Annotated in this window: 12 protein-coding genes; 9 read left to right on the top strand and 3 right to left on the bottom strand. The window is 67.9% G+C overall.

Translation table 11 applies throughout. The features are described from left to right. Nucleotides 1-61 precede the first annotated feature (61 nt). Nucleotides 62-4,138, bottom strand: coding sequence for an EAL domain-containing protein (locus AAG092_RS07755; RefSeq protein WP_373389570.1), 4,077 nt, complete (start codon nt 4,136-4,138; stop codon nt 62-64). A 351-nt stretch (nt 4,139-4,489) separates the two neighbouring features. On the opposite strand from AAG092_RS07755, the gene ettA reads away from it, so the two are divergent. Next, a complete protein-coding gene (gene ettA / locus AAG092_RS07750; protein ID WP_373389214.1) occupies nt 4,490-6,157 on the top strand; it encodes an energy-dependent translational throttle protein EttA in 1,668 nt (555 codons plus the stop codon). A gap of 58 nt (nt 6,158-6,215) precedes the next feature. Here ettA and AAG092_RS07745 read toward each other — a convergent pair whose 3' ends face one another. Then, entirely contained in the window at nt 6,216-7,436 is a 1,221-nt protein-coding gene (locus tag AAG092_RS07745) for an RtcB family protein (RefSeq protein ID WP_373389213.1), read from the bottom strand. Nucleotides 7,437-7,544: 108 nt separating this feature from the next. On the opposite strand from AAG092_RS07745, the gene AAG092_RS07740 reads away from it, so the two are divergent. The 8 genes from AAG092_RS07740 to AAG092_RS07705 all read left to right on the top strand — a co-directional run bounded on the left by AAG092_RS07740 (nt 7,545) and on the right by AAG092_RS07705 (nt 14,389). Next, nucleotides 7,545-7,871: a TraR/DksA C4-type zinc finger protein gene (locus AAG092_RS07740; RefSeq protein ID WP_110680780.1), complete on the top strand. Its 327-nt coding sequence runs from the start codon at nt 7,545-7,547 to the stop codon at nt 7,869-7,871. Nucleotides 7,872-7,946: 75 nt separating this feature from the next. After that, nucleotides 7,947-10,400, top strand: a complete 2,454-nt coding sequence (locus tag AAG092_RS07735) for a Lon protease family protein (RefSeq protein ID WP_373389212.1) — start codon at nt 7,947-7,949, stop codon at nt 10,398-10,400. Nucleotides 10,401-10,578: 178 nt separating this feature from the next. Continuing rightward, nucleotides 10,579-10,920: a hypothetical protein gene (locus tag AAG092_RS07730; RefSeq protein ID WP_110680782.1), complete on the top strand. Its 342-nt coding sequence runs from the start codon at nt 10,579-10,581 to the stop codon at nt 10,918-10,920. Nucleotides 10,921-11,112: 192 nt separating this feature from the next. Then, the gene (locus AAG092_RS07725) at nt 11,113-11,607 is read left to right on the top strand and encodes a TIGR00645 family protein (protein WP_110680783.1); all 495 of its coding nucleotides are present in this window, start codon (nt 11,113-11,115) and stop codon (nt 11,605-11,607) included. 128 nt (nt 11,608-11,735) lie between these two features. Beyond that, nucleotides 11,736-12,041: a DUF6482 family protein gene (locus AAG092_RS07720; RefSeq protein ID WP_110680784.1), complete on the top strand. Its 306-nt coding sequence runs from the start codon at nt 11,736-11,738 to the stop codon at nt 12,039-12,041. After that, the gene (locus tag AAG092_RS07715; RefSeq protein WP_373389569.1) at nt 12,035-13,573 is read left to right on the top strand and encodes a cryptochrome/photolyase family protein; all 1,539 of its coding nucleotides are present in this window, start codon (nt 12,035-12,037) and stop codon (nt 13,571-13,573) included. Before AAG092_RS07720 ends, AAG092_RS07715 begins: the two co-directional genes overlap by 7 nt. After that, nucleotides 13,570-13,719 (top strand): DUF2256 domain-containing protein, encoded by a 150-nt coding sequence (locus AAG092_RS07710; protein WP_021702942.1) that lies wholly within the window; start codon nt 13,570-13,572, stop codon nt 13,717-13,719. The genes AAG092_RS07715 and AAG092_RS07710 overlap by 4 nt, the downstream gene beginning before the upstream one ends. 52 nt (nt 13,720-13,771) lie before the next feature. After that, nucleotides 13,772-14,389, top strand: coding sequence for an FKBP-type peptidyl-prolyl cis-trans isomerase (locus AAG092_RS07705; RefSeq protein WP_373389211.1), 618 nt, complete (start codon nt 13,772-13,774; stop codon nt 14,387-14,389). A 150-nt stretch (nt 14,390-14,539) separates the two neighbouring features. On the opposite strand, the gene AAG092_RS07700 is transcribed toward AAG092_RS07705, so the two are convergent. After that, entirely contained in the window at nt 14,540-14,782 is a 243-nt protein-coding gene (locus AAG092_RS07700; protein ID WP_021702940.1) for a hypothetical protein, read from the bottom strand. Nucleotides 14,783-14,909 lie beyond the last annotated feature (127 nt).

Below are 14,909 nucleotides of genomic sequence, written 5' to 3'. Positions count from 1 at the left end.
GCACATGAAAGGCGGTCAAGTGGCGGACAAGCGGTGTTCACCCTGCGCCGGCGCGGGCCGTTCAGCTGAGCACGAACAGGGCGTTGCCGCCGAACAGCGCCTCGAACTGGGCGGCCGCCATCGGCTTGCCGAACAGGTAGCCCTGCACCTCGTCGCAGCCGTGCTCGCGCAGGAAGTCCAGCTGCTCCTGGGTCTCCACGCCCTCGGCGATCACCGCCAGGTTCAGGCTGTGGGCCATGGCGATGATGGCGCGGGCGATCTGCGCGTCCTGCTCGCCGCCGGGCACGCCGTCGACGAAGCTGCGGTCGATCTTCAGCACGTCGATGGGGAACTGCTTGAGGTAGTTGAGCGAGCTGTAGCCGGTGCCGAAGTCGTCCACCGCGATGCACAGGCCGAGCTTCTTCAGGCTGGTCAGCATCTGCAGGGTCTCGCCGACGTCGCGCATCAGGATCGACTCGGTCAGCTCCAGCTCCAGGCAGGCCGGCGGCAGGCCGCTGTCACGCAGGATGCGGGAGATGCGCATGCCCAGCTGGCCGTCGCCGAACTGGCGGGCCGACAGGTTCACCGAGACCTTGGGCACGCGCACCCGGGCCTCGTGCCAGGCTCTGAGCTGGCGGCAGGCCTCGGTGATCACCCAGTCGCCGACCTGGACGATCAGGCCCAGCTCCTCCAGTACCGGGATGAACTCGTTGGGCGCCACCAGGCCACGGCGCGGATGGCTCCAGCGCAGCAGCGCCTCGACGCCGGTCAGGCGCTTGCCATCGCCGGACAGCTGCGGCTGGTAGTAGAGCTGGAACTGGCCCTGCTCCAGGGCGTGGCGCAGGTCGCTCTCCAGTTCCAGGCGCTGCAGCGCGGTGGCGTTCATCTCCGCCTGGTAGAACTGGAAGTTGTTCTTGCCGCGCTCCTTGGCGTGGTACATGGCGGTGTCGGCGTTCTTCATCAGCTGGCTCAGCTCGTCGCCGTCCTGCGGCGCCAGGGCGATGCCGATGGAGGCGGTGACGAAGAACTCGCGGCCCTGCAGGACGAACGGCTGGGCCAGGCTGGCGAGGATCTGCTCGGCCACGTGGATGGCCCGGTTCAGCGCGCCCTCGCGGGTGTTGCGCGGTTGCAGCAGCAGGGTGAACTCGTCGCCGCCCATGCGCGCCACCGTGTCGTCCTCGGCGACGCAGGCGGCCAGGCGCACGGCCACGTCCTTGAGCATGCGGTCGCCGGCGGCATGGCCGAGGGAGTCGTTGATCGGCTTGAAGCGGTCGAGGTCGAGGAACATCAGCACCACCCACTCGGCGTGCCGTTCGGCGTGCTGCAGGGCGGTGTGCAGGCGGTCCTGGAACAGGGTGCGGTTGGGCAGCAGGGTCAGGGCATCGTAGTAGGCCAGGCGGTGGATGCGCTGCTCGCTGGCCTTGCGCTCGCTGATGTCGTTGAAGAAGCACACGTAGCTGACCAGGTCGCCGTCGTCGTCCTGCACCGCGGTGATGCCGACCCAGGCCGGGTACTGCTCGCCGTTCCTGCGCTTGAGCCACAGCTCGCCTTCCCAGCTGCCTTGCTGGTTGAGCTGGGCGAGGATGTAGGTGAGCTGCGCCGCCTGCTGGCGGTCCGCGGTGAGCATGCGCGGCAGCTGGTCGAGCACCTCGGCGCCGGCGTAGCCGGTGATGCGCTGGAAGGTTTCGTTGATGCGCACGATGTAGCCGGCCGGGTCGGTGACCAGGATGGCCGCGGTGGAGTGCTCGAACACCGTGGCGGCCATGCGCAGGTCGCGCTCGGCGCGGCGCTGCTGGGTGATGTCGCGGCCGATGCCGAGTACGCCCTCGAAGCGCTCCTGCTCGTCCCACATCAGGGTCAGGCGCATCTCCACGGTGATCTTGCGGCCGTCGGCGCGCAGGCAGTCGAAGACGAAGGGCTTGCCGCTCAGGCGTTCCTGCAGGCCGAGCAGCTTGTCGTGCTCGCCGAGGGATTGGCGCAGCTCCTCGATCAGCTGCAGCAGGCTGGCCAGCTGGCGCGGGTTGGCCACGGTGCCGAGCAGGCCGTTCTCCAGCAGCCATTCCGGGCTGTAGCCGAAGAAGGCCTGCGACGAGGGGCTGACGTAGTTGATCTGCAGCTCGCTGTTGCTGGACAGGATCACGTCGCTGATGCTTTCCGCCAGCAGGCGGTAGCGCCGTTCGCTGTCGCGCAGGCTGGCCTGGGCGGCGATCTCGCCGGTGATGTCCTTGGCCACGCCGATCAGGCGGCTGACCCGGCCGTGGCGGTCGCGGCTGAGGGCGTGCTCGCGGATCTCGAACCAGTGCCAGCTGCCGTCGCGGTGCCGCCAGCGCAGCTGGCACTGCAGCAGCTGGCCATTGCCGACCACCTTCTGCAGATTGCGCATGCGCTGGTACAGCTCGACGTCGTCCGGGTGGAGGATCTTCTCCCACAACCTGTCGCCCAGCTGGCGCAGCTCTTCCTTGCTGTAGCCGAGGTCGGGCCCCAGGCGGTTGTTGCTGAACAGCACCCGCAGGTTGCTCATGTCGTGCACGTAGAGGGTGTCCGGCACCGCACGCAGCACGTCGGACCAGAAGCGTTCGCGCTCGACCAGCGACAGCTCGACGCGCTTGCGGCTGGTGATGTCGTGGATGCTCAGGGTCACCGCGCGCAGCTCCTCGCGCCGGCGCGGCAGCTGCAGGGTCAGCCAGAGATAGCGCTCGTGCCCCTGCGGGGTCTTCATGCGGCTCTCGACCATCATGTCGCGGTTGCCGTCGAGCAGGGCGCAGATCAGTGCATGGCGCGAGCCGCCCGGGCGCAGCGGGCTGCCGCCGATCAGGTGGCCCCAGACCTCGTCCGGGCTGTCCAGGCCGAGCAGCTGTAGCGCCACCCGGTTGACCTCGCTGATGCGCACCTGCCCGAGCAGCTCGGCATGACGCCGTTCGTCCTGCTCCAGCCAGGGCAGCAGCTGGGCGCTGTGGCGCAGGCCCTGGGCCTCCAGGTAGTCGCGCAGGTCGAACAAATCGAGCACGCACAGCGCCACACCGCTGCCCTCGAAGATGTCCTGGTAGCGCCGGCGAGTGTCCTGCAGCACGCGCAGGTTCTGCTGGCGCTCGGTGACGTCGCGCAGCACCCAGGCCCGGCCGGGCTCGGGGTTGTCGGTGTAGAGGGCGTGGCAGGTGGCGTCGAACAGGCGGGTGCGGCCGTCCTGCAGCAGCTCGATGGGCTCGCCCTGCTCGTGGAAGCTGTTGTCCAGCCAGGGTTTGAGTGCCGGCAGCAGCTCCAGCAGGTGCATCTGGCTGGCGCCGGCCAGGTCCAGGCCGAACATCTGTTCGGCACGCGGGTTGAGGTAGCTGATGCGACCGTCCGGCTGGGTGACCAGCACGCATTCGTCGATGGCGCCGAGGGCGCCGATGGCGTCCTCCAGGGAGCGCCGCGACAGCGCATGGTAGGCGTGCAGGCTGCGCTGTTCGCGCAGCAGGCCGAACAGGGCGAGCAGGGCCAGGGCGGCGCAGAGAATGAACAGCAGCAGCTTGCCGGCCTGCAGGGGCAGCAACTCGCTGCGCAGGCGCGCGGCATCGAACAATGCCTCGATGCGCCAGTCGCTGCCGGCTACGGGCAGCTGGGCGATGCTCTGTTGCCGGCTGCTGGCGCGCTGCTCGGTCGTCGCTGCCGGCAGGCGTAGCAGCGTCTGTGCGCTGTGTACATCCTGCAGCAACCAGGGCAGGTCGGCCGGTTGTTGCGGCAGCCAGTTGCCCAGGGCCGCCGGGCGCAGGCGGACCAGCCAGCTGCCCGCGGCCTGCGGCTGGGCCAGGCGCAGCAGGATCAGCCCGCCGGCCTGCGCCGAGTAGGTGTAGTGATAGGGCTGGCGCGCGGATTGGGCCAGGTCGCTGCTGCCCGGGGCGCTGTCGGCCAGGACCTGGCCACTGGCGTCCAGCCAGGCCAGGCTGTGCAGTGCCGGGTAGATGCCGCGCAGATTCTGCAGCAGCTGCGGCAGCCCGGCAGCTGGTGGCGGCGTGGTCGCGTGGCTGGCCAGGAAGGTCTGCCCGGCCTCGGCCTTGAGCCGCAGCACCAGGGACAGGTGATCGCGCAGCTGGCTGGCATGCTCGAGGCTGCGCTGGCGCTGGCCATCTTCGAGCTGCCGCGTCTCCTGGTGCAGCTGCCACAGCAGCAGGCCCAGCATCAACGCCACCAGCAACGCCAGGGCACCCTTCAGCGAGCTACGCACGGGACGGGCGAGCGGGTCGCGGGGCGGGCGAGAAAAGTAGCGGCGGGATAGTGACAACGCGTTAGACCCTGCTGATGAGGCTGCCGTAGCGGAGGCAAGGAGCGGGCGACAAGAGCCGCCTAGCATGCCCGGAAATGCGGCCAAGTGCCATTACTGCCCGTCGCCCGGTTTGCCCCACGGCGAGCATTCCGGTAGCTTTGCCGCACGCGCGCGGGCGCAGGACTAATCTGCCCATTCGACCGGGGTTTCGGCGCAGTCGTTCGCCCTCCGGTGCCGCATTTATCGGTTATTCATCAAGGTCATTCCATGGCTCAATACGTCTACACCATGCATCGGCTGAGCAAAGTAGTGCCGCCGAAGCGGGAAATCCTCAAGAACATCTCCCTGTCGTTCTTCCCGGGCGCCAAGATCGGCGTGCTCGGCCTCAACGGCGCCGGTAAGTCGACCCTGCTGCGCATCATGGCCGGTGTCGACACCGAGTTCGACGGCGAAGCCCGCCCGATGCCGGGCATCAATGTCGGTTACCTGCCGCAGGAGCCGCAGCTCGACCCGAGCAAGACCGTGCGCGAAGTGGTGGAAGAGGCCGTCAGTCAGATCAAGGATGCCCAGGCGCGCCTGGACCAGGTCTACGCCGCCTATGCCGAGCCGGACGCCGACTTCGACGCCCTGGCCGCCGAGCAGGCCAAGCTGGAGGCCATCCTGCAGGCCTCTGACGGTCACAACCTGGAGCGCCAGCTGGAAGTCGCCGCCGACGCCCTGCGTCTGCCGCCGTGGGACGCCAAGGTCGAACACCTGTCCGGTGGCGAGAAGCGTCGCGTGGCACTGTGCCGCCTGCTGCTGTCGGCCCCCGACATGCTGCTGCTGGACGAGCCGACCAACCACCTGGACGCCGACTCGGTGGCCTGGCTGGAGCGTTTCCTCCACGACTTCCCGGGCACCGTGGTGGCCATCACCCACGACCGCTACTTCCTCGACAACGTCGCCGGCTGGATCCTCGAGCTCGACCGCGGCGCCGGCATTCCCTACGAGGGCAACTACTCCGGCTGGCTGGAAGCCAAGTCCGAGCGCCTGGCGCAGGAATCCAAGCAGCAGTCGGCCCACGAGAAGGCCATGAAGGAAGAGCTGGAGTGGGTGCGCAAGGGCGCCAAGGCCCGCCAGGCCAAGTCCAAGGCGCGCCTGCAGCGCTTCGAGGAGATGCAGTCGCAGGAATTCCAGAAGCGCGCCGAGACCAACGAGATCTACATCCCGGCCGGTCCGCGCCTGGGCGACAAGGTCATCGAGTTCAAGAACGTCAGCAAGGGCTATGGCGATCGCGTGCTGATCGACAATCTGTCCTTTAGCATGCCCAAGGGTGCCATCGTCGGCGTGATCGGCGGCAACGGCGCCGGCAAGTCGACCCTGTTCCGCATGATCATGGGCAAGGAAACCCCGGATTCCGGCAGCATCGAGATCGGCGATACCGTGCAGCTGGCCTGCGTGGACCAGAGCCGCGACGACCTGGACGGCAGCAAGACCGTGTGGGAAGCGGTGTCCGACGGCCTCGACATGATCAAGATCGGCAACTACGAGGTGCCGTCGCGCGGCTACGTCGGCCGCTTCAACTTCAAGGGCGGCGACCAGCAGAAGTTCGTCAAGGACCTCTCCGGTGGTGAGCGGGGCCGCCTGCACCTGGCCCTGACCCTGAAGCAGGGCGCCAACGTGCTGCTGCTCGACGAACCGTCCAACGACCTCGACGTGGAAACCCTGCGCTCCCTGGAAGAGGCCATGCTGGACTTCCCCGGCGCCGCCATCGTGATCTCCCACGATCGCTGGTTCCTCGACCGCGTGGCCACCCACATCCTCTCCTACGAGGATGACGGCAGCGTGGTGTTCTTCGAGGGCAACTACACCGAGTACGAGGCCGATCGCAAGAAGCGCCTCGGCGATGCGGCCAGCCAGCCGCACCGGGTGCGCTACAAGAAGCTGGCGCAGTAAGCGCTTGCTGCCAACGACAACGGGGCCTGCGGGCCCCGTTGTCGTTTCGGCGCGGTGCTCAGCCCTTGACGCAGACCACCTGGCGCAAGGTGTGCACCACTTCAACCAGGTCGCGCTGGGCTGCCATCACCGCGTCGATGTCCTTGTAGGCCATGGGAATCTCGTCGATCACCCCCCTGTCCTTGCGGCACTCCACGGCGGCGGTGGCGCGGCGCTGGTCCTCCAGGGTGAAGCGCTTCTTCGCCTGGCTTCGGCTCATCAGGCGCCCGGCGCCATGGCTGCAGGAGCAGAACGATTCCGGGTTGCCCAGGCCGCGCACTATGTAGCTTCTGGCCCCCATCGAGCCGGGGATGATGCCGAGCTGGCCGCGCTGCGCCGATACCGCACCCTTGCGGGTGACCAGCACCTCGCGGCCGAAGTGCTGTTCGCGCTGCACGTAGTTGTGGTGGCAGTCGACCGCCTCCAGGCGTGCCTCGAAAGGCCGGCGCAGCACGCGGCGGGTGGCGTCCAGCACCGCCTGCAGCATCAGCGCGCGGTTCTGCCGGGCATAGTCCTGGGCCCAGCCCACCGCCTCCACATAGTCGGCGAAGTGCCGGCTGCCTTCCTCGAAGTAGGCCAGGTCGCGGTCCGGCAGGTTGGCCAGGTGCTGGCGCATGTCGGCCTGGGCCAGCTCGATGAAGTGCGTGCCGATGGCGTTGCCGACCCCGCGCGAGCCGCTGTGCAGCATGATCCAGACACGCTCGTCCTGGTCCAGGCAGACCTCGATGAAGTGGTTGCCGCCGCCCAGGGTGCCGAGGTGGTGGCGGTGGTTACTCTTCTCCAGGCGCGGGTATTTCTCGGTGATGGCGCGAAAGCGCCCGGCCAGGGCCTGCCAGGCCTGGTCGGCGGCGGCCGGCACCTCGCTCCAGGCGCCCCGGTCGTGCTTGCCGAAGGTCTTGCCGTGGGGCACGGCCTGCTCGATGGCGCTGCGCAGGCCGTGCAGGTGGTCCGGCAGGTCGCAGGCGCGTAGCGAGGTGCGCGCGGCGCTCATGCCGCAGCCGATGTCGACACCGACGGCGGCGGGGATGATGGCGCCGAGCGTGGGGATCACGCTGCCGATGGTCGAGCCCTTGCCCAGGTGCACGTCCGGCATCACCGCCAGATGCCTGAAGATGAACGGCAGCTGCGCCGTGTTGATCAGCTGCCGGCGCGCCGCGTCCTCCACCGGCACGCCGTGGGTCCAGAGTTTGATCGGCTTGCCGCCGGCGACTTCCAGCAGCTGGGGTGGGCGATGCTTCATGCCTGACTCTCGTGGGGCTGTGGGGACTATTGTGCGCCTTGATGCGGGTCAGTGCAGAGCGCCCGGAAAGGTCCACACTGGAAACATCAGTCCCAAGGAGCTTCTGCCATGACCGCACTCGATCCGCGCGCCGCCCTGGATGCGCTGTATGACGAATACAGCCGGCGTGCCAACGCCATCCGCCGCGACCTCGGCCTGCAGCGCAACGCCGATTTCGCCGAGCAGGCCGTGGAGCGGCAGAACGACGAGGTGCTGCAGGCCCTGCTGGCCGAGGCCGAGGCCGGCATGCGGCAGATCGGCCTGGCGCGCCTGCGTCTGGCCGACGGCAGCTACGGCATCTGCCAGCGCTGTGGCGAGGCCATAGAGCCGGCCCGCCTGCAGGCCCTGCCGGCGGCCGAATACTGTCTGGCCTGCGCCGACCGGGTCGGCGGCTGACGCCTTGCCAGGGGCGTCAGGGCGGCGCCAGAATGGTCCCATCTTGCGGCCCGTCCGCTCCGACAAGGACTTCCGATGCCTGAATCCTTCGCTGCCGGCCTGCGCCTGGCGCCCGATGCCCTGACCCGCCCCTTCGCCCCCGACCAGTTCAACTTCGCCAGCACCGACGATCTCGAGCCGTTCCGCGGCGTGCTCGGCCAGGAGCGCGCGGTCGAGGCCCTGCAGTTCGGCGTGGCCATGCCGCGCCCCGGCTACAACGTGTATGTCATGGGCGAGCCGGGTACCGGCCGCTTCTCCTTCGTGCAGCGCTACCTGCGGGCCGAGGCCAAGCGCCAGGCCACGCCGGTGGACCGGGTCTACGTCAACCATTTCGACGAGCCGCGCGAGCCGCGCGCGCTGGAGCTGCCGGCCGGCACGGCGGCGGCCTTCATCGCCGATATCGGCCACCTGATCGACAACCTGCTGGCGACCTTCCCGGCGGTGTTCGAGACGCCGACCTACCAGCAGAAGAAGAGCGCCATCGACCGCGTGTTCAACCAGCGCTACGACAAGGCCCTGGACCTGATCGAGAAGCTGGCGCTGGAGAAGGACGTCGCCCTCTACCGCGACAGCGCCAACATCGCCTTCACCCCGATGAAGGACGGCAAGGCGCTGGATGAGGCCGACTTCGCCCAGCTGCCGGAGGCCGAGCGCGAGCGCTTCCATGACGACATCGCGGCGCTGGAGGAGCGTCTCAACGAGGAACTGGCCAGCCTGCCGCAGTGGAAGCGCGAGTCGAGCAACCAGCTGCGCCAGCTCAACGAGGAGACCATCAGCCTGGCCCTGCAGCCGCTGCTGGCGCCGCTGTCGGAGCAGTATGCGGAGAACGCCGGCGTCTGCGCCTACCTGCAGGCGGTGCAGGTCAACCTGCTGAAAACGGTGGTCGACCAGCTGCTGGACGACAAGCCCGACGCCCAGCGCCGCGAGATGCTCGAGGAACAGTACTGCCCCAGCCTGGTGGTCGGCCACCACGGCGATGGCGGCGCGCCGGTGGTGTTCGAGTCGCACCCGACCTACGACAACCTGTTCGGCCGCATCGAGTACAGCACCGACCAGGGCGCGCTCTACACCAGCTACCGCCAGCTGCGCCCCGGCGCGCTGCACCGGGCCAACGGCGGCTACCTGATCGTCGAGGCGGAGAAGCTGCTCGGCGAGCCCTTCGTCTGGGACGCGCTCAAGCGTGCCCTGCACTCGCGCCAGCTGAAGATGGAGTCGCCGCTCGGCGATCTCGGCCGCATCGCCACCGTGACCCTCAACCCGCAGGTCATCCCGCTGCAGCTGAAGGTCATCATCATCGGCTCGCGCCAGCTGTACTACACCCTGCAGGACCTCGATCCGGACTTCCAGGAGATGTTCCGCGTGCTGGTGGACTTCGACGAGGAGATCCCGCTGGCCGACGACAGCCTGGAACAGTTCGCCCAGCTGCTCAAGACGCGCACCTCGGAGGAGGGCATGGCGCCGCTCACCGCCGCCGCGGTGGCGCGCCTGGCCACCTACAGCGCGCGCCTGGCCGAGCACCAGGGGCGCCTGTCGGCGCGCATCGGCGACCTCTTCCAGCTGGTCAGCGAGGCCGATTTCGTGCGCCAGCTGGCGTCCGACGCGGTGACCGACGTCGGCCATATCGAGCGCGCGCTCAAGGCCAAGGCCGACCGCACCGGGCGCGTCTCGGCGCGGATCATCGACGACATGCTGGCCGGCATCATCCTGATCGACACCCAGGGCTCGGCCATCGGCAAGTGCAACGGCCTGACCGTGCTGCAGGTCGGTGACTCGGCCTTCGGCGTGCCGGCGCGCATCTCCGCCACCGTCTACCCGGGTGGCAGCGGCATCGTCGACATCGAGCGCGAGGTCAGCCTGGGCCAGCCGATCCACTCCAAGGGGGTGATGATCCTCACCGGCTTCCTCGGCAGCCGCTACGCCCAGGAGTTCCCCCTGGAAATCTCCGCCAGCATCGCCCTGGAACAGTCCTACGGCTACGTCGATGGCGACAGCGCCTCGCTCGGCGAGGTCTGCACCCTGATCTCGGCGCTGTCGCGCACGCCGCTCAAGCAGTGCTTCGCCATCACCGGCTCGATCAACCAGTTCGGCGAGGTGCAGGCGGTCGGCGGGGTCAACGAGAAAATCGAGGGCTTCTTCCGCCTGTGCGAGGCGCGCGGCCTGACCGGCGAGCAGGGGGTGATCATCCCGCACTCCAACGTCAGTAACCTGATGCTCGACGAGCGGGTGCTGCAGGCGGTACGCGCCGGGCAGTTCCATGTCTACGCCGTGCGCCATGTCGACGAGGCCCTCGGCCTGCTGCTTGGCGAGCCGGCCGGGGCGCCGGACGACCGGGGCCAGTTCGCCAAGGGCAGCGTCAACGCCCGGGTGGTCGAGCGCCTGCGCAGCATCGCCGAGATGGGCATGGACGATGAGGAGAAGGACAAGGAAGCGGCCAAGGCCAAGGAGAGCAAGCCGCGCGCCAAACCGGCACCGAAAGCCGCCAAGGAGTAACGGCGACAACTGGTCAGTCACTGGCCAGGCGCGCGACGCCCGCAAAGGGCGTCGTGTGCAGCGGCTTTCCCCCGCTCCGTCCACAGAGTTATCCACAGGGCACGGGGATAACTTTCACCTTCCCGAAGCGGCGCGCCGGGGTGTAGGCTGGAAGCCAGACCTCGCGAGGACCGCCGTCATGCCGCGCAGCCTCTGCCTCACCCGTCAGTGCCTCGGCCTGACCACCCGCATCGAATGCGAGATCCGTCCGCTGGCCGGCGGGCGCGGGTTGTGGACGCTGCTCTGCGCGGCCGGCATGTCCGCCGCCCAACCCTCGGCGATCAAGGCGCAAGGCCCGTTCCACGGGCCTCTGGTGGCCGAGGAGATCCTCGATTCGATTGCCCTGTGCCTGGCCCAGCAGGGCTACCTGCCCTGCCTGGAGCCGCCGATCTGGCGCCTGCATCTGCAGGCCGAGCTGCGCCGACTGAACGCCGCAGGCTACCGCGGCCTGGGCGACTACCAGTTCCATCCGGAAAGCTGAGGCGCCCGCTGAGCGCTTTTTGCGCAAGCGCCGGGTCGCCGCGGCGCAGGCGGTTCGCCGCGCTTGTTCCCGAGCCTGCCCACAAGGTTATCCACAGTTGCCCGGGATAAAAAACCGGTAAAGCTTGTCGCCTTGCCCGCAGGGCCTGGCTGGGTATACTCGCGACCAGTTTTTCCCACTCGGCGAGATCCCATGGAACGCTTTATCGAGAACACGATGTATGCCTCGCGCTGGTTGCTGGCGCCCATCTACTTCGGCCTGTCCCTGGCTGTTCTGGCCCTGGCCCTGAAATTCTTCCAGGAGCTGTTCCACATCCTGCCGCACGTGTTCGAGAAGGCCGAGGCGGACCTGATCCTGGTGCTGCTATCGCTGGTCGACATGGCCCTGGTCGGCGGCCTGCTGGTGATGGTGATGATCTCCGGCTACGAGAACTTCGTGTCGCAGCTGGACATCGACGAGAGCAAGGAGAAGCTCAACTGGCTGGGCAAGATGGACTCCGGCTCGCTGAAGATGAAGGTGGCCGCCTCCATCGTGGCGATCTCCTCCATCCACCTGCTGAAGATCTTCATGGATGCCAAGAACTACGATCCCGAGCACCTGAAGTGGTACGTGATCATCCACATGACCTTCGTCGCCTCGGCCTTCGCCATGGGCTACCTGGACAAGCTGACCAAGCACGACCACTGATCCTGTTTCCCGTGTAAACGCCGCCCGGCCGTTGCAAAACGGACGGGCGGTTTTGTTTCGGCCTTGCGTTGTCATTTATTTGTACAAGTATTAGCTTTGTACAAATATTGGTGAGCGAGGCAAGCCCAATGAAACTCCATGACCTGCAAAACCACGCCCATGCCGGGCAACTGGATGCCCTCAACCTGATCTCCCTCGAGGGCGGCACCTATGTGCTGGAGGCGCGCATCGGTGGCCAGGCCCTGTGCGTGCACAACGAGCAGGGTGGCGTGCTGCACCTGCGCTCGGTCGAGCACGCCCGCGATCTGTTGCTGGGCATGCCCGAGGTGCCCTTCCACCTGGTGCATGCCGAAGTGCACGACGAGATGTGCGGCATGCCGCCGGCGGCCAGCGAGCCGCTGCGCGTGCCCATCTCGCTGCGCTCCGCCTGGTGAAGGCGCGTCGCCTGGGGCTGGTACTGGGTGACCAGCTGTCCTTCGACCTCGCCTCGCTGCAGGCGCTCGACCCCGCGCAGGATGTCATCCTGCTGGCGGAAGTGGCCGAGGAAACCGCCTACGTGCCGCACCATCCGCAGAAGATTGCGCTGATCTTCAGCGCCATGCGTCACTTCGCCCAGGCCCTGGGCGAGCGTGGCTGGCGGGTGTGCTACGTGAAGCTGGAGGATGCCGGCAACTCCGGCTCGATCGTCGGCGAGCTGCGCCGCTGCTGCGAGCGCCTCGATGCCCGCGAGGTGCACCTGACCGAGTGTGGCGAATGGCGCCTGCAGCAGGCGCTGGCAGACAGTGGCTTGCCGCTGGTCTGGCACGAGGACCGACGTTTCGTCTGTTCCCGGGCCGAGTTCGCGGCCTGGGCCAAGGGCAAGCGTCAGCTGCGCATGGAGTTCTTCTACCGCGAGATGCGGCGCCGCTGCGGCCTGCTGATGAACGGCGACGGCACGCCGGTCGGGGGCGCCTGGAATTTCGATTCCGACAATCGCAAGGCCCTGCCGCGCCACTGCCGGGCGCCGCTGACGGCGCACTTCGGCCAGGACGCCACCACCCGTGAGGTGCTGCAGCTGGTCGACCGCCGCTTCAGCCACCACTACGGCGCGCTGGCGGCATTCGACTACCCGGTGACCCATGCCCAGGCCGAGCAGCTCTGGCAACACTTCCTCGACTTCGCCCTGCCGGCCTTCGGTGACTACCAGGACGCCATGGCCAGCGGCGAGCCCTACCTGTTCCATGCGCGCATCAGTGCGGCGCTGAACATCGGCCTGCTCGACGTGCGCCGGCTATGCGCCGACGTGGAGTCGGCCTATTGGGCCGGGCGGGTGCCGCTCAACGCGGCCGAGGGCTTCATCCGCCAGTTGATTGGCTGGCGCGAGTACGTGCGCGGCATCTACTGGCTGCAGATGCCCGACTACGCCACGCGCAATGCCTTCGGCAACACCCGTGCGCTGCCCGAGTTCTACTGGACCGGGCAGACGCGCATGAACTGCATGCGCCAGGCCATCGGCCAGACCCTGGAGCTGGCCTACGCCCACCATATCCAGCGGCTGATGGTCACCGGCAACTTCGCCCTGCTTGCCGGCATCGTCCCGCAGCAGGTCTGCGACTGGTACCTGGCGGTGTACATGGACGCCTTCGACTGGGTCGAGCTGCCCAACACCCTGGGCATGGTGATGCATGCCGACGGCGGCTACCTGGGCTCCAAGCCCTACTGCGCCAGCGGCCAGTACATCAAGCGCATGTCGGATTACTGCGGCGACTGCGCCTACAAGGTCGGCGAAAGCACCGGCGAGTCGGCCTGCCCGTTCAACGCGCTGTACTGGCACTTCCTCATGCGCCACCGCGACCAGCTGCACGGCAACCAGCGCCTGGGCATGGTCTATCGCAACCTGGAGCGCATGCCGGAGGAACGCCAGCAGGCGCTCTGGCAGCGCGGCGAGCAACTGTTGGCGCGCCTGGACGCCGGGGAGGCGCTGTGAGGAAGAAGGCCGACCTGCCCAGCAAGCCCTGTGCGACCTGCGGCCGGCCGCTGGTCTGGCGGCGCAAGTGGGCGGCCTGCTGGGACGAGGTACGCCACTGCTCCGAGCGCTGCCGGCGCAACCGTGCGCGTCCCGGCGGGTCTTGAGTCGCCGCCTGTGCTAGGCTTGCCGGCCTTTTTACCCCTGTGGAGCCCGGCCATGTCCGAACTCGATCTTTCCACCGACCAAGCCCGCGTCAGCTATGGCATCGGCCGTCAGCTGGGCGACCAGCTGCGCGACAACCCGCCGCCCGGCGCCAGCCTGGAAGCCATAGTCGCCGGCCTGCGCGACGCCTTCCATGGCCAGCCCAGCCAGGTTGACCCCGAGGCGCTGAACGCCAGCTTCCGCGTGATCCGCGAAATCATGCAGGCCGAAGCCGCCGCCAAGGCCGAGAAGGCCGCTGCCGCTGGCCGCGACTATCTGGTGGAGAATGCCAAGCGCGAAGGCGTGACCGTGCTCGAGTCCGGTCTGCAGTACGAAGTGCTGGTAGCCGGCGAGGGCGCCAAGCCGTCGCGCGACGACCACGTGCGCACCCACTACCACGGCACCCTGATCGACGGCACCGTGTTCGACAGCTCTTACGATCGCGGCCAGCCGGCCGAATTCCCGGTCGGCGGCGTGATCGCCGGTTGGGTCGAGGCCCTGCAGCTGATGAACGCCGGCAGCAAGTGGCGCCTGCATGTGCCGAGCGAGCTGGCCTATGGTGGCCAGGCCGTCGGCAGCATCCCGCCGCACAGCGTGCTGGTGTTCGACGTCGAGCTGCTCGACATCCTGTAAGAAGCGATGCCCGGGTCATCGTCCTGACCGATCCGGGCATCCGCAGGAGCGCCGTTGCTCCTGCACATGGGCCATGCCCATGTCCCGGCGCTTCCCTCTGCCGGGGTAGTTGCGCAGAGCGACCGCCGTTGGTCGCTCGCCTTGCGTCGCTCAGTGCAGTTCGCCCTGCGGCCGCAGTGCCCGGGCATAGCAGAACAGGAACAGGCCGCGCACCAGCTCCTTCAGTACGCCGGGTTCGCTGGAGCCGAAGTCGTGCAGATCCAGTTCACCCTGTTCGCGCAGCTCGCTGAGGGCGTCCTCGTGCAGCATGGCGCAGACCTCACCGGTCTCGCGGTTGAGGATGCGCAGGTAGGGATGCGGGCGATCCAGCCAGGCATCGATCAAATAGGTCATGGCTCATCTCCTTGTCGTCCAAGCGGCTAGATATGAGAATAATTCCTATTATCAATATAGCAAGTCTCAATCGTACTTTTCGTCGGGCAACAAAAAGCCCGTCACAGGGACGGGCTCGGGTGCTGCC

The sequence above is a fragment of the Pseudomonas alcaligenes genome, assembly GCF_041729615.1.
Classification (GTDB): Bacteria; Pseudomonadota; Gammaproteobacteria; order Pseudomonadales; family Pseudomonadaceae; genus Aquipseudomonas; species Aquipseudomonas alcaligenes_B.
Note: the sequence above shows the minus strand (reverse complement) of the source record. Positions and strands in the feature narration are given on the sequence as shown.

Bases quoted from the DNA above. Each gene is read 5' to 3' on its own strand.
- AAG092_RS07700 (WP_021702940.1), bottom strand. From the start codon at position 14,782: ATGACCTATTTGATCGATGCCTGGCTGGATCGCCCGCATCCCTACCTG.
- AAG092_RS07755 (WP_373389570.1), bottom strand. From the start codon at position 4,138: ATGCTGGGCCTGCTGCTGTGGCAGCTGCACCAGGAGACGCGGCAGCTC.
- AAG092_RS07735 (WP_373389212.1), top strand. From the start codon at position 7,947: ATGCCTGAATCCTTCGCTGCCGGCCTGCGCCTGGCGCCCGATGCCCTG.
- AAG092_RS07740 (WP_110680780.1), top strand. From the start codon at position 7,545: ATGACCGCACTCGATCCGCGCGCCGCCCTGGATGCGCTGTATGACGAA.
- ettA (WP_373389214.1), top strand. From the start codon at position 4,490: ATGGCTCAATACGTCTACACCATGCATCGGCTGAGCAAAGTAGTGCCG.
- AAG092_RS07705 (WP_373389211.1), top strand. From the start codon at position 13,772: ATGTCCGAACTCGATCTTTCCACCGACCAAGCCCGCGTCAGCTATGGC.
- AAG092_RS07725 (WP_110680783.1), top strand. From the start codon at position 11,113: ATGGAACGCTTTATCGAGAACACGATGTATGCCTCGCGCTGGTTGCTG.
- AAG092_RS07720 (WP_110680784.1), top strand. From the start codon at position 11,736: ATGAAACTCCATGACCTGCAAAACCACGCCCATGCCGGGCAACTGGAT.
- AAG092_RS07730 (WP_110680782.1), top strand. From the start codon at position 10,579: ATGCCGCGCAGCCTCTGCCTCACCCGTCAGTGCCTCGGCCTGACCACC.
- AAG092_RS07745 (WP_373389213.1), bottom strand. From the start codon at position 7,436: ATGAAGCATCGCCCACCCCAGCTGCTGGAAGTCGCCGGCGGCAAGCCG.